This window comes from Nocardioides sp. YIM B13467, from assembly GCF_042788075.1.
Taxonomy (GTDB): domain Bacteria; phylum Actinomycetota; class Actinomycetes; order Propionibacteriales; family Nocardioidaceae; genus Nocardioides.
On sequence record NZ_JBHZPJ010000046.1, the window covers coordinates 4,485,017 to 4,496,962 of the forward strand.

General features: G+C 69.2%; 13 protein-coding genes. 5 read left to right on the top strand and 8 right to left on the bottom strand.

The genetic code is table 11. From position 1 onward, the window contains the following. Position 1: 1 nt before the first annotated feature. On the top strand, positions 2–1,726 hold the full coding sequence (locus tag ACFX43_RS28810) for an acetyl/propionyl/methylcrotonyl-CoA carboxylase subunit alpha (protein ID WP_378840444.1): 1,725 nt from the start codon (positions 2–4) through the stop codon (positions 1,724–1,726). Here the strand turns inward: ACFX43_RS28810 and ACFX43_RS28815 are convergent. The 4 genes from ACFX43_RS28815 to ACFX43_RS28830 form a co-directional block, all read right to left on the bottom strand. After that, positions 1,723–2,574 carry an alpha/beta fold hydrolase gene (locus ACFX43_RS28815; RefSeq protein WP_378840450.1) on the bottom strand — a complete coding sequence of 284 codons (852 nt, stop codon included), beginning with the start codon at positions 2,572–2,574 and terminating at the stop codon, positions 1,723–1,725. The genes ACFX43_RS28810 and ACFX43_RS28815 overlap by 4 nt on opposite strands. Positions 2,575–2,614: 40 nt before the next feature. Continuing rightward, positions 2,615–3,667, bottom strand: coding sequence for an adenosine deaminase (locus tag ACFX43_RS28820; protein ID WP_378840456.1), 1,053 nt, complete (start codon positions 3,665–3,667; stop codon positions 2,615–2,617). Positions 3,668–4,000: 333 nt separating this feature from the next. Continuing rightward, on the bottom strand, positions 4,001–5,491 hold the full coding sequence (locus tag ACFX43_RS28825; RefSeq protein ID WP_378840459.1) for a putative T7SS-secreted protein: 1,491 nt from the start codon (positions 5,489–5,491) through the stop codon (positions 4,001–4,003). Positions 5,492–5,494: 3 nt separating this feature from the next. After that, on the bottom strand, positions 5,495–5,830 hold the full coding sequence (locus tag ACFX43_RS28830; protein ID WP_350665627.1) for a hypothetical protein: 336 nt from the start codon (positions 5,828–5,830) through the stop codon (positions 5,495–5,497). Between the two features lie 92 nt (positions 5,831–5,922). Here ACFX43_RS28830 and ACFX43_RS28835 point away from each other — a divergent pair, with 92 nt between their 5' ends. Genes ACFX43_RS28835 through ACFX43_RS28845 form a run of 3 tightly spaced genes read left to right on the top strand, consistent with a single transcriptional unit; the run spans position 5,923 to position 6,964 of the window. Beyond that, positions 5,923–6,246 (top strand): hypothetical protein, encoded by a 324-nt coding sequence (locus ACFX43_RS28835; RefSeq protein WP_378840462.1) that lies wholly within the window; start codon positions 5,923–5,925, stop codon positions 6,244–6,246. Beyond that, positions 6,246–6,545: a hypothetical protein gene (locus ACFX43_RS28840; RefSeq protein WP_378840465.1), complete on the top strand. Its 300-nt coding sequence runs from the start codon at positions 6,246–6,248 to the stop codon at positions 6,543–6,545. Before ACFX43_RS28835 ends, ACFX43_RS28840 begins: the two co-directional genes overlap by 1 nt. Positions 6,546–6,568: 23 nt before the next feature. Further along, positions 6,569–6,964, top strand: coding sequence for a VOC family protein (locus ACFX43_RS28845; protein WP_350716765.1), 396 nt, complete (start codon positions 6,569–6,571; stop codon positions 6,962–6,964). Here ACFX43_RS28845 and ACFX43_RS28850 read toward each other — a convergent pair. Continuing rightward, positions 6,961–7,431 (bottom strand): DUF5709 domain-containing protein, encoded by a 471-nt coding sequence (locus ACFX43_RS28850; RefSeq protein ID WP_378840472.1) that lies wholly within the window; start codon positions 7,429–7,431, stop codon positions 6,961–6,963. The two genes, ACFX43_RS28845 and ACFX43_RS28850, sit on opposite strands and share 4 nt — an antisense overlap. A gap of 127 nt (positions 7,432–7,558) precedes the next feature. Here ACFX43_RS28850 and ACFX43_RS28855 point away from each other — a divergent pair, with 127 nt between their 5' ends. Further along, the gene (locus tag ACFX43_RS28855) at positions 7,559–9,100 is read left to right on the top strand and encodes a sulfatase-like hydrolase/transferase (RefSeq protein WP_378840477.1); all 1,542 of its coding nucleotides are present in this window, start codon (positions 7,559–7,561) and stop codon (positions 9,098–9,100) included. Here ACFX43_RS28855 and ACFX43_RS28860 read toward each other — a convergent pair. The 3 genes from ACFX43_RS28860 to ACFX43_RS28870 all read right to left on the bottom strand — a co-directional run bounded on the left by ACFX43_RS28860 (position 9,085) and on the right by ACFX43_RS28870 (position 11,943). Further along, positions 9,085–10,050: a formylglycine-generating enzyme family protein gene (locus ACFX43_RS28860; RefSeq protein WP_378840482.1), complete on the bottom strand. Its 966-nt coding sequence runs from the start codon at positions 10,048–10,050 to the stop codon at positions 9,085–9,087. The genes ACFX43_RS28855 and ACFX43_RS28860 overlap by 16 nt on opposite strands. 43 nt (positions 10,051–10,093) lie before the next feature. Then, entirely contained in the window at positions 10,094–11,308 is a 1,215-nt protein-coding gene (locus ACFX43_RS28865; protein WP_378840485.1) for a hypothetical protein, read from the bottom strand. A gap of 98 nt (positions 11,309–11,406) precedes the next feature. Then, entirely contained in the window at positions 11,407–11,943 is a 537-nt protein-coding gene (locus tag ACFX43_RS28870) for a DUF1697 domain-containing protein (RefSeq protein WP_378840488.1), read from the bottom strand. Between the last annotated feature and the right edge of the window lie 3 nt (positions 11,944–11,946).

An 11,946-nucleotide genomic window follows, 5' to 3' on the forward strand; every position in this document is an offset into this window, starting at 1 on the left:
CATGCGCAGGGTGCTCATCGCCAACAGGGGAGAGATCGCCGTCCGCGTCGTGCGGGCGGTTGCCGAGGCCGGCCTCGTGTCGGTCGCCGTCTACGCCGACCAGGACGCCGACGCGCTGCACGTGCGTCTTGCCGACGAGGCGTACGTGCTCGGTGGGTCCACCGCCGCCGAGTCCTACCTCAGCATCGAGTGGCTCATGGCCGCGGCGCAGGCCTCCGGCGCCGACGCCGTGCATCCGGGCTACGGGTTCCTGTCCGAGAGCGCCGAGTTCGCGCGCGCCGTCGAGGCCGCCGGCCTGATCTGGATCGGCCCGGCTCCTGCGAGCATCGACAGCCTCGGCGACAAGATCACCGCACGCCGGATCGCGCAGAGCGTCGGCGCCCCGCTGGTCGCCGGCACCGACCGGCCGCTGGAGTCGGCCGACGAGGCGGTCGCGTTCGCGCGCGAGCACGGGCTCCCCATCGCGATCAAGGCCGCCTTCGGTGGTGGCGGCCGTGGGCTGAAGGTCGCGCGCGAGCTCGACGACGTCGCCGATGCCTTCGACTCCGCCTCGCGCGAGGCGCTGGCCGCGTTCGGTCGCGGCGAGTGCTTCGTCGAGCGGTTCCTGGAGCGTCCGCGGCACATCGAGGTGCAGGTGCTCGGCGACGGCACCGGGCACGTCGTGGTGGTCGGCGACCGGGACTGCTCGCTGCAGCGCCGCAACCAGAAGCTCGTCGAGGAGGCGCCCGCGCCGGGGCTGACGGAGGAGCAGCGTCGCCGCATCCACGACGCCGCGCGCGACATCTGCGCCGCGGTCTCCTACCGCGGGGCCGGGACCGTCGAGTTCCTGATGGGCGAGGACGGGGTGATCTCGTTCCTCGAGGTGAACACCCGCCTGCAGGTCGAGCACCCGATCACCGAGGCGGTCACCGGTGTCGACCTCGTCGCGGAGCAGCTGCGCATCGCCGCGGGCGAGGGGCTCTCCTTCTCGGAGACGCCGGCGCCGACGGGCCATGCGATCGAGCTGCGGATCAACGCAGAGGACCCGGGCCGCGGCTTCCTGCCGAGCCCCGGCGTCGTGACGGGCCTGCGGGTCCCAGCGGGGCCGGGCGTGCGCTGGGACGCCGGGATCGAGACGGGCGACACGGTGCAGAGCGCCTTCGACTCGCTGATCGCCAAGCTGATCGTGCACGCGCCGGACCGGGACACCGCCGTCGTACGTGCCCGCCGCGCGCTCCGTGAGCTCAGCGTCGAGGGGGTCGCGACCGTCGTACCCTTCGCTCGCGTCCTGCTCGACGACCCGGCCTTCTCGACCGCCGGGTTCGCGGTGCACACGCAGTGGATCGAGACCACGCTGATGCCGCGGCTGGAGGAGCAGCGGCGACCCGAGCCGGCGCCAGTGCAGTCGCTTCGGCGGGTGCCGATCGAGCTCGACGGCCGCCGGGTGATGCTCGGGCTTCCGGATGACCTCCTGCGTGGTCTCGCGGCGGGCGGGTCGGTGACGGCCGATCCCGGGTCAGCGGCCGTCGCCGACCCCACCGTGCTCGAGGCAACCGTTCCCGGCGTACTCGTCGACTGGCTCGTCCCCGACGGCGAGCAGGTCACCGAGGGCCAGGACGTCGCGGTCATCGACGCCATGAAGATGGAGACCCGCGTCGTCGCACATCGTGCGGGCGTGCTCTCCCGCGGCACCGACGTGGGTGGGACGGTCGCGATCGGCGACGTGCTGGGGAAGATCGAGGTCTAGCCCGTGTGATCGATGATCGCGGGGACGACCTTGTCCCAGGTCGAGGGCGGGGGCGGCTCGTGGCCGACGCCGTCGAGGGCGAGGAGCGTCGCATTGGGGATGTCGCGGGCCAGGATCTCGGCATGCCCGATCGGGAACAGCGGGTCGCGGGTGCCGTGGATGACCAGCGTCGGCGCGGCTATGTCGGCCAAGGTCGCCTCGATCGGCTCGCCGTCGCTCATCGCCTGGTGGTTGGCGAAGCTCGGCCGCATGTCCGGCGTGCGGCGTACGACCCGCTCGATCACCGCCCGCATCCTGGCCTCGTCGAAGCCCTCGGGAACGAACGCCCGCTGGTCCTCCACCAGCATCGACACCAGAGCCTCGTGGTCGTCGGGATCCGGGACCGTGGTGGTGGCCGCCTTCGCGAAGAAGTCGGCCAGCTCCTCGCCGATGGGCGGCAGGTCGGGTACGCCGTCGAAGGCCGGTGAGGTCTCGTTGAGGATCAGCGTCTCGACCCGCTCCGGATAGAGCACCGCCGCACACTGGGCCAGCGCCCCGCCCATCGAGATGCCGAAGATGTGGGCCTTGTCGAGGCCGAACGCGTCGAGGAGAGCCGGGATGTCCGCGATCATGTCGCGCCCGGTGTAGCCCGGCTCTCCCGGCGGCCAAGTCGTCGAGCGGCCGGTGTCGCGGTGGTCGTAGCGGATCACGAACCTCCGGCCCGCGGCCAGCGCCTGGCAGAAGTCGTCCTCCCAGTAGTCCATCGAGGCGCTCATCCCACCGACGAGCAGGATCGGCGGGTCCGCCGGACTCCCGAACGTCTCGACGCACAGCTCGATCCCGTTGACCGCCAGTGTCAGTTCGCCCATGGCGTCCAGCAAACGGGCGGGGCCGAGCCGCGTCAAGCGCTTAAGGCGTGGCGTACGCGTCGATCTCGGCGCGCAGCCGGGTCTTGACGTCGTCGGGTGCGTAGGAGACGTCGACCGCAGCACGGGCGAGGTCGGCGATGCCCGCGGTGTCGAGGCCGAGGAGGTCGGTCGCGATCTCGTACTCCTGGTTGAGCGTGGTCGCGAACATCGGCGGGTCGTCGGAGTTGATCGTGACCGGCACGCCGGCATCGACGAACGTCTTCAGCGGGTGCTCCTCGAGCGTCGCGACGGCGCCGGTGGCGACGTTGGACGAGGGGCAGACCTCGAGCGGGATCCGGTGCTCGGCGAGGTGGGCGAGCAGGGCGGGATCCTGGGCCGCCGAGGTGCCGTGGCCGATCCGCTCGGCCTTCAGCACGGTCAGGGCGTCCCAGATCGTCTGCGGTCCGGTGGTCTCGCCTGCGTGCGGCAGCGAGCGGAGCCCCGCGGCGCGGGCTGCGTCGAAGTGCCTCTCGAACTGTGGCCGGGGAACCCCCACCTCGGGTCCGCCGAGCCCGAACCCGACGAGCGCCTCGGGGCCGTGGTCGACGGCGTACGCCAGCGTCGCATCGGCCGCCGGAATCCCCGACTCACCCGGGATGTCGTAGATCCAGCGCAGCGTGATCCCGAAGTCGCGCTCGGCGCCCACCCGAGCGTCCTCGAGCGCCTCGGTGTAGGCCTCGATCGCCATCCCGGTGTGCCCGGTTTGCCCAGGCTCGCGCACGGCCAGATCCGGGCGTACGGAGGTGTAGGGGGTGCAGGTCAGCTCGGCGTAACGGACCTGCTGAGTCTGCGCCAGGTCACGCGCGATCTCGTAGGTCAGATAGCGGATGTCCTCCGGCGTACGGACCAGGTCGACGACCGAGAGGTAGACCTCGATGAAGTGCGCGAAGTCGCTGAACGTGAAGTACTCCCGCAGCAGCTCGATGTCCGCCGGCACCGTCCCCGGATGCCGCGCAGCCAGCTCCGAGACGATCCGCGGCGAAGCCGACCCGACGTGGTGGACATGGAGCTCGGCCTTGGGCAGCCCGGCAATGAAGGTCTTCAGGTCACTCACGCCCCGATCCTCACACGCCCCTGCCAACGGCTGCGAGCGAGTTTCAACGCGCGGCGGCTTTATCAGGGATGGCCACCCGGTCGCGCGCCACCACAAACTATGCGGCGTAGACCACCTTCGCTGGCCAGGTGCCGCTGCTTGACGCCTGCCGTGACGCCTTGTGAAGGATGGCCATCGCCGCGCGTTCAGAGGTTGGGTCAGGAACAACGAAGAACCTGCTGAGATCGCTCTTCGAAGCTGCCACTCGGCCGGATCGTCCGCTCGTGGACTCGAATGAGTACACGACAAGTTCCTCGTCCTCGAAGACCTTTTCTCCGTCGATAAGCGCGCCCATTACAGTCCCATCTCTTTCGCCCAGTTTGCCACTTTGTTCGCGGCGTCGTGGGCCTCTCGGTAGGTTGAACCAGGATTGTCTCGCATGTACTCGAGCTCGAATTTCTCGTGCTGAAGCCACAGGCGGTCGAGGTCGGTTCCTTTACCATCCTGCAGGCGGAACCATGCTTCCGCCTGCTCGGGGCTTGCATCGAACCGCTTCATCTGCGGGAGTCCATCGTCGCCATCCAGTTCATGTTCCTTGAGGAATACGTGGTCCTTGATCGCCCGTAGATCGTCTGGTGTGACTTGTGTCCCGTCTGGAAGGGAAGTGTTCGTCGGATCACTCGCGATCTTGTCGATGTCATCAGACGTTTCGCGGATCTCGTCGTACGCATCTTCTGCCCAGTCGAAGCGTTGGCCGTAGTCCCTCGGAGCGATGTGTCCGCCCGTCTGGAGTTCTCCGAGCTCGCTCAGGTCCTCGATATCGAGCCTGCTGGGACCGCCCAGATCATCAAGCTTGCCCAAGTCGCCGAGGTCATCAAGGCCTCGGGCTCCTCTGGACAGATCGCTGAGCGCGTCGAGGGCGTCGGCACCGCCCTTGATGCCGCGGGTCGCGGCGGTGGCGGTGCCGCCGGAGAGAACACCGGCGACGATGTCGGGGACGAGGTGGCCGATCGCGCGGGCGGGGTCGTCGGCCCAGGTGTCCCAGTCGAGCAGGCCCTTGCCGAGCTGCTTGCCGAACTCGAGGGGGTCGGTCTTGAGGGCTTGCCACAGCGCCTCGGCGTCCTCGAGCATCATCGACTTCTGGGCGGCCAGCTCCTCTGCGGTGAGATCACCGGTGGCGAGCTCGATGATGTCGTGGAGCGGGCCCATGTTGTAGCCCATCTTGACGAGATCCCAGACGGCCTCACCGGCGCCCTCGAAGATGCCGCCGACGAAGGCGAGTCCGGACTCGAACCAGTTGCGCTTCTCCGGAGCGTCCTTGCAGCCGACGCGTACCTCTCGGGCGCAGCGTGCGGCCGCGATCTTCAGGTCGCTCTTGGCGGTCTCGAACATCTCCAGCGCGCCTGAGCGGATCTCGGCACCGGGGTCTGTGAAGGGGTCCTTGGTGTAGGGGTACGTCATCCCGCCGGCCAGCGCGTCGGAGCGGGCCCGGTCGAAGCGGCTGGAGTATTCGGCATAGTCGGACTTGGCCTGGGTGGTGACGCCCTCGCCACGTTCGTACTCCGACTTGGCGGTGGCCGCGTTCTGCTGTGCGGTCTCCAGGGCGGAGGCGTAGTCGATCAGGGCGTTGCCAGCGGCGCGGAAGCCGGTGCCGGCCTCGTACCAGCGGTTCGGTTCGCGGTCGTGGGCGTCGCGGAAGTTGTCGGCGGCCCGGCCGATCCAGCCTTGAGTGTCGATCCTGGTGAGGGCGTCGCCGGTCTGGTCGAAGAACTTGCCCTTGTCGGCGCAGGTCTGGCCGCGGGAGCGGATCTCACCGGGATTGCCCTTGATGGTGAAGTCGGGCACCGGCTACTTCCCTCCGCCGGTGATGGTGAGGTCGGTCGCGGCGGACTTGGCCTTGTCCATCTCCGTCTTGCCCGTCTCGTTGAGCTCGAAGTAGTTCATCGCGATCTTCCCGATGCGACCGGACATCTCGCCGACGTCCTCGCAGAGGTTGTTCATGCCCCGCTCCCAGCGGTCCTTGAACTCCTCGACCGCGCCCCAGACCTCCTCGGAGCCGCAGGCGTCCTCGGAAGGCACCAGGTCCTCGACGTCCTTGTCCTTGAACAGCTGCACCGTCTCAGCCAGCCCCTGAGCAGCCTTGGCCAAGGACTCCAGATCGACCTCGAAGTCGTACGACGCCATCCACCAAGCCTTCCGAGTCTGTACCCACCCACGTACGCCGGGGGACAATGTAGCCTCAGGCTCACTGGCACATCGAATACTCTGGGGCGCCCGTGAACATCCAACTGACAGTCGGTCAACAGACCGCTGCGGCCAAGCATGTCGAAGACAGCATCGCCGATCTCGAGAAGCTGCTGACCACCCTCTCCGGCAACATCGAGAGCGCTGTGCCGGGGATGATGGGGAGCGCCGCCGGAGGTCTCGTGGAGTCCCTGCAGACGTGGTACGAGAAGGTCGGCGGGCTGGCGACGCTGATGCAGGAGTACGCCGCCGCGCTGCGCGACGTGGACGTCCAGCACGCGACGACCCAGAACGAGATCGTCCAGGAGGCTCACGGTCAGGCCTCGAATCTCGAGCAGCGACTGGGGAACATCTGATGAGCGACAACAGCCTGATCGTCAAGGAAGCCAGCATCGAGGACCTCGAGACGACTCTGAAGACTGCCGCCGGAGATCTGCGCACTTTCTTCACCGACCTGATGGACGAGGTCGACCAGATCACCGCCGGCTGGTCGGCCGAGACCGGGTCGAAGCAGGCCGCGGACCGCGCCGCGCGCCGAATGATCGATGCCTCCGGACGCGCCGCCGCCGTGCTGGAGACGATGGCCACTGCCGTACACAACTATGGCGAAGAGGCGCACGACATCGAGGTCAAGAACGTCGCGATCGTCGGATGATCGCCTGAACCGAGGAGACGAAGATGCGGGCGATCCACCACTGGGACCTCTGGGTCGACGACTTCGAGACTGCCTCGGGGGAGTGGGGCTGGCTCTTCGGCGAGCTCGGCTGGGAGGCCGGCACCCAGGGCCACTTCTGGGAGGCGCCGGACGGGACGTACGTCTTCATGGAGCACTCCAAGGACCAGCACGGCACGCAGGACCGGCTGCGGCCCGGCGTCAACCACATCGCGTTCATGATCGATGACCGAGACCAGCTCGACAGGATCCGGGCGGCGTCGACCGAGCACGGCTGGCACGAGATGTACGCCGACCGCTACCCGCACGCAGGCGGCGACGAGCACACGGCGCTCTACCTGGAGAGCTCTGAGGGGTTCGAGGTCGAGATCGTGCTGGAGATCGACGACCTCACCGCCTAGCGGTAGTCGTCCCCGTCGTCGCTCTCGGCGTCGCTGTCGTCGATGATGTGGATGGCGGCCTCCTCCGCGGAGGCGCCGGCGCCGTCGATGCCGGCATCGATCCCGTACAGCTCGGACTCCGCATCCTCGCCCTCGCCGCGGTCGGGGTCGACCAGCCGGCCCGCTCGCTGGTTGCCGACCTCGCGGCCGTCAGGGTCGTCGCTCTCCTCGGCATCGTCGTACTCGACCGCGTAGGGATCCGGCTCCGGCACCTCCTGGTGGCGGCGTTGGTCGATGCACTCGCGGTGCTCCTCCTCCCAGGGCGTGTTGCCGTAGTCGGTGGAGTAGTGGTCGGCGGTGACGATGCCGTGGTCGAGCTCGTCGCGCACCTCACCTTCGAGAACGTCCCCGGAGAGCGCGTCCTCACCGGTGATCTGGTCCTCGTCGTCGACACTGTAGTCGCCGTAGTTCTCGCGCGATTCGCTCACTTGAGTCTCCTGATCAGCCGGGCATTGGGGTCATGACGGCCCCCTTCGGTAACGTTAACCCGGTCCGGTATGGAGTGGAACCGGACAGAAACATACGACGCGGGGATCGACCAAGGGAGCAGACCACATGGCGCCTCGCGCCCGATTGGCGGTGGCGGCCGTTGCCGTGCTCGCCGGCGCCTCGATCGCGCTCGGCGCGATGCCTGAATCGGCCGGTCCGCTGGGGTCGCTGGGGTCTCTGGCCGGGAACGCCTTCGCGCGCGACAACGGGGGCGTGGTGCCCTCGACGCCGACATCGACGCCCGACTGGGCGCCCTACTCGACCCAGCCCAACATCCTCATGATCACGGCGGACGACCTCGCCTACGAGGATCTCGAGTTCATGCCCCACACCCGCAGCCTCCTGGCCGCGCAGGGCACCTCGCTGACCGAGGCGATCGCTCCGACGCCGATCTGCGTGCCGGCCCGTGCATCCCTTCTGACCGGGCAGTACAGCCAGAACCACCACACCGTGACGATCAACGGCGAACGCGGTGGCTACGAGTCGATGGACCACACCGGCACGCTGCCCGAGGCGCTGCAGGATGCGGGCTACGACACCCTCTTCGCCGGCAAGTACCTCAACGGCTACGGCCTCAACGGAACGGCCAAGGACGTGCCGCCCGGGTGGACCGACTGGCGGGCGACGACCGACATGTCGACCTACAACTTCATCCGGCCGAGGATCAACCACAACGGCAAGCTCACGACCTACAACCGCTACACGACGTACGTCATGCGGGACCAGGCCAACGAGATGATCTCGGCGCCAGAGCGCGCCGACAAGCCGTGGTACATGTGGCTCAACTACGTGGCCCCGCACCACGGCGGGCCCGACGAGCCGGAAGACCCGGAGGGCACCAGCACGACCCGACCGGCGGAGGAGGACAAGCACTCCTTCGACGGTCTCGAGCTGCCGGACACCCCCAACATGTTCCGCACCCCGACCGATGCGCCGCGGATCTCGGCCTCCCGCAAGTACTTCGACGCACAGGGCCGCGCCGAGCTGCGGATCGCGCACGAGCAGCGGGTCGAGGCCGTCCAGTCGCTCGACCGCGCGGTCGCCAGCCACGTACTCCGTCTGCAGGAGACCGGCCAGCTCGACAACACCATCATCATCTTCTCCTCGGACAACGGCTACACCACCGGCGGCCACAACATCAACGGCAAGCTGATGCACTACCGCGAGACGCAGCGGATCCCGGTGATCCTGCGCGGCCCGGGCATCCCGGCCGGGCGGACCCTGGCCACCGGGGTCGGCAACCCCGACATCGCCACCACGATCATGGCGGTCGCCGGCGCCGAGCCGGGGCGCGCCCAGGACGGCGTCAACATCATGCCGTGGCTCGAGGCCCCCGCGCAGGACCGGGTGATCCCGCTCTCCGCCTGGCGGGTCAACGACGGCTACAAGCAGATCTACTCGGGGATCCGCTTCGGTGACTGGACCTACGCCCGCTTCTCCGACGGCAGCGAAGAGCTCTACGACCTGGCAGAGGACCCCTACCAGATCCGCTCGCTCGCGCTGCTCCCCGAGTACGCCGACGAGCTGGCCGAGCTGCGTGGGCTGAGTGAGAAGTACGCCGACTGTGCCGGTGACACCTGCCCGAAGGAGTTCTACCCGGCCGACTGATCGTCCAGGTCGGCCGCGCAGCGGAACCCCAGGTTGCCCGCGGTCGAGTCGGGCGGGCTGCTGGAGCGCGCCGAGAGCCGGTAGCGGTGGCAGTAGGAGTCGTGGCAGAGGTAGGAGCCGCCGCGCATGACGCGGGTCAGGCCCTCGGCCGGGCCCCGCGGGTCCGAGGAGGAGCCGGAGTCGACGAGGTCGGTGTAGTAGGTCGGCGAGAACCAGTCCGCGCACCACTCCCAGACGTTGCCGATCATCTGGAACAGCCCGAAGCCGTTGGGTTCGTACGTCCGCACCGGCGCGGTCGTGACGAACCCGTCGTCGGCGGTGTTGGTGTCGGGGAAGACTCCCTGCCAGACGTTGGCGTGGTGGGTGCCGCCCTGCTCCAGGTCGTCGCCCCACGGGAACCGTGAGCCGGCGCGGCCGCCGCGGGCGGCGTACTCCCACTCGGCCTCGGTCGGCAGCCTCGTCCCGGCCCAGTCGCAGTAGGCCAGCGCGTCGTCGTGGGAGACGTGCACGACCGGGTGGTTGCCGCGGCGGCCGACGTTGGAGCCGGGGCCCTCCGGCGCCCGCCAGGACGCGGCGCGTACGCCGAGCCACCAGGGCGCCTCCGGGGAGCGGCCAAGGATGTCACGCGGGTTGCCGTCGAAGGCCAGGTGGAAGACGGCCGAGAAGCCCTCCCGCTCGGCCGTGGTGACGTGGCCGGTCGCCTTCACGAACCGAGCGAACTCCTCGTTGGTCACCGCGGTCGCGTCGAGCCGGAACCCGGGCAGCTCGACCGGATGCACCGGACCCTCGCCGTCGGCCTGGTAGCCCTCGCCGAAGGAGTCGCCGGCGGCGTACTGCCCACCGGGGAGGTCGACGAGGGTCCGGCGGCGCTTGCGGGGCAGGGCCGGCGGGCGCCGAGCCGGGTCGGGGCTGGGCCCGCGGGTGGCGCCGAAGGTGAGGTCGGAAGGCACGCCCACCAGCCTACGAGCTGTGCCCATTGCTTCGGGCTTCGCTTCAGCCGGTGTACGTCGCCTTCAGGCTGCCCGCGCTGGCCACGACCTTCCCCTTCTTGCCGGTGACCATGAGGCCCGGCGTGCGGGCCTTGCCGCTGGCGTCGGCCTTGATCTTGACCGTGCAGGTGGGCTTCTTGCCGGCGCACTTGAAGTCACCCGTCGGTCGGTAGGTGACCGTCATCGTCTGGTTGTCGGCCAACCCCTCGACGTAGGCCGCCATGTAGGTGCACTTCGGCTTGCCCTTCGGGCACGAGCGCTCGACGGTGTGCCACTCCATCCGGGCCGCGGCCGCCTTGCCGCAGAGCTTGGCCGGCTCGCCGGCTCGGACCGTGCCCCAGGCGTACGTCACCTTGGTGGTCGCCTCCACGCAAGCCTCGGTGCCGCCCTTGGCGACCGGCAGGGTGTAGGTGAGCTCTGGGTCCTCACCTGCGGTCGGCTGGGTGGCGCCGTCGTCGATGGAGGCGATGCCGGAGGCGACCGCCGGGGCGGTGACCTTCAGCGTGACCTCGCGGTAGCCCGCGGCGGCAGCGCCGGTCGGCGCCTCGGGGGTGCGGGCGTAGCAGCTGTCGAGCTGGGTGATCGCGGCGACGTTCTTGGCGGCGAGGTCCTCGTCGGTGAGCCGCAGGTTGGTGACGGCCAGGACACCGGCGATCTCGGGGCGGCCGACCTCCCGCAGGCATCGGGGGTCATCGAGCGTCCAGGCGTCCGCGACCTGCCTGCTCCAGCTGTTGGCGCCGCCGTCGGCACAGTCGAGCAGCTCCGCGTACCACTGCGAGCCCAGCGCCGAGGGCCACTCGCCGGCGTAGCTGAACCCGCTGCCGCTCTTGGTGACCACTCCGGCATCTGCGAGCCCGGCGCTGCCCTTGTCCTTGACCACGGCGTCCGCCGCGCAGCGGATCTGCTCGGGATCGGCCCAGGCGGGGGTGTCGCCGGCGAGGGCGAGAGTGCGCGCGACGTCCTTCTCGGCACCGCGCAGCGGACCGATCTCACCGGTGAAGTAGGCCCACGCCGAGGTGCCGAGGAAGGCCACCGCGACGAGCAGGCCGACGCTCACGAGCCAGCGCAGCGCCAGGCGTACGGGGCGGCTCCGGTCGCGCCGCCGCCGTGGTAGCGGGGGCAGCCCGAGCCGCCGCCGTCGGGCTTCCTCCGCCGCCGCGTTGGCGAGCTCGGTGGGTTTCGGTTGTTGTTGAGCAGTGCTTCCGGTGGGGTCGGACATCTCACTCTTCCTCGAGACGGTTCAGCGAGGATCGTAGAGGGTAGTCGTTTCCGATACCCCCTGCCACTCCCCGGTGGCTTCCGCCTCAACGACGAGGGCTACTTCCACTTTGCGGCGGCGTTCAGCAGCCGGTCGATGGAACCACGGGTCCTCGTCGTGGCCACGCCACCGGTGGCCAGTTCCAGTTCGAAGGTGGGACTCCCCGCTGAGTTGCGGGGTTTGCGGATCAGGCTCAGGGCGATCCCGTCTCCGATGTGCAGCACGTCGACGTCGTCCTTGGAGTTGGTCCACGGCGTTGACCAACTCGGCTCCTTGCCGCCGCGGAAGAACGTCACGGTTTCGCGGTACGTGCGGGGGGACTGGTGCTTCTCGAACACCCCCAGGGCCAACAGCTCTTCGAGGTCCGCCAGCGGCCTCACGATGGCCGCGTCGTCGTACCCTGCCAGGGAGCCCAGTTCGCCGGCTGCCGCAGCCACGACCCTCTCGGGGGCATCGGCCTCGAGCAACACCGTCCCGTTCGTCTGGAACGACCTCACGCGCAAGGCGCCGCCCCGCTCGAGCGCACACTCCAGTTGCTCCCGGTTCGGCGACCCGGCATGACCGAGGTTGAGGTTCCGGTAGAACACGACGTGCATCAG

What these genes read in the sequence shown, in the direction of transcription:
- ACFX43_RS28810 (WP_378840444.1), top strand. Translation starts at nt 2, where the DNA reads ATGCGCAGGGTGCTCATCGCCAACAGGGGAGAGATCGCCGTCCGCGTC.
- ACFX43_RS28815 (WP_378840450.1), bottom strand. Translation starts at nt 2,574, where the DNA reads ATGGGCGAACTGACACTGGCGGTCAACGGGATCGAGCTGTGCGTCGAG.
- ACFX43_RS28830 (WP_350665627.1), bottom strand. Translation starts at nt 5,830, where the DNA reads ATGGCGTCGTACGACTTCGAGGTCGATCTGGAGTCCTTGGCCAAGGCT.
- ACFX43_RS28840 (WP_378840465.1), top strand. Translation starts at nt 6,246, where the DNA reads ATGAGCGACAACAGCCTGATCGTCAAGGAAGCCAGCATCGAGGACCTC.
- ACFX43_RS28845 (WP_350716765.1), top strand. Translation starts at nt 6,569, where the DNA reads ATGCGGGCGATCCACCACTGGGACCTCTGGGTCGACGACTTCGAGACT.
- ACFX43_RS28855 (WP_378840477.1), top strand. Translation starts at nt 7,559, where the DNA reads ATGGCGCCTCGCGCCCGATTGGCGGTGGCGGCCGTTGCCGTGCTCGCC.
- ACFX43_RS28865 (WP_378840485.1), bottom strand. Translation starts at nt 11,308, where the DNA reads ATGTCCGACCCCACCGGAAGCACTGCTCAACAACAACCGAAACCCACC.
- ACFX43_RS28870 (WP_378840488.1), bottom strand. Translation starts at nt 11,943, where the DNA reads ATGCACGTCGTGTTCTACCGGAACCTCAACCTCGGTCATGCCGGGTCG.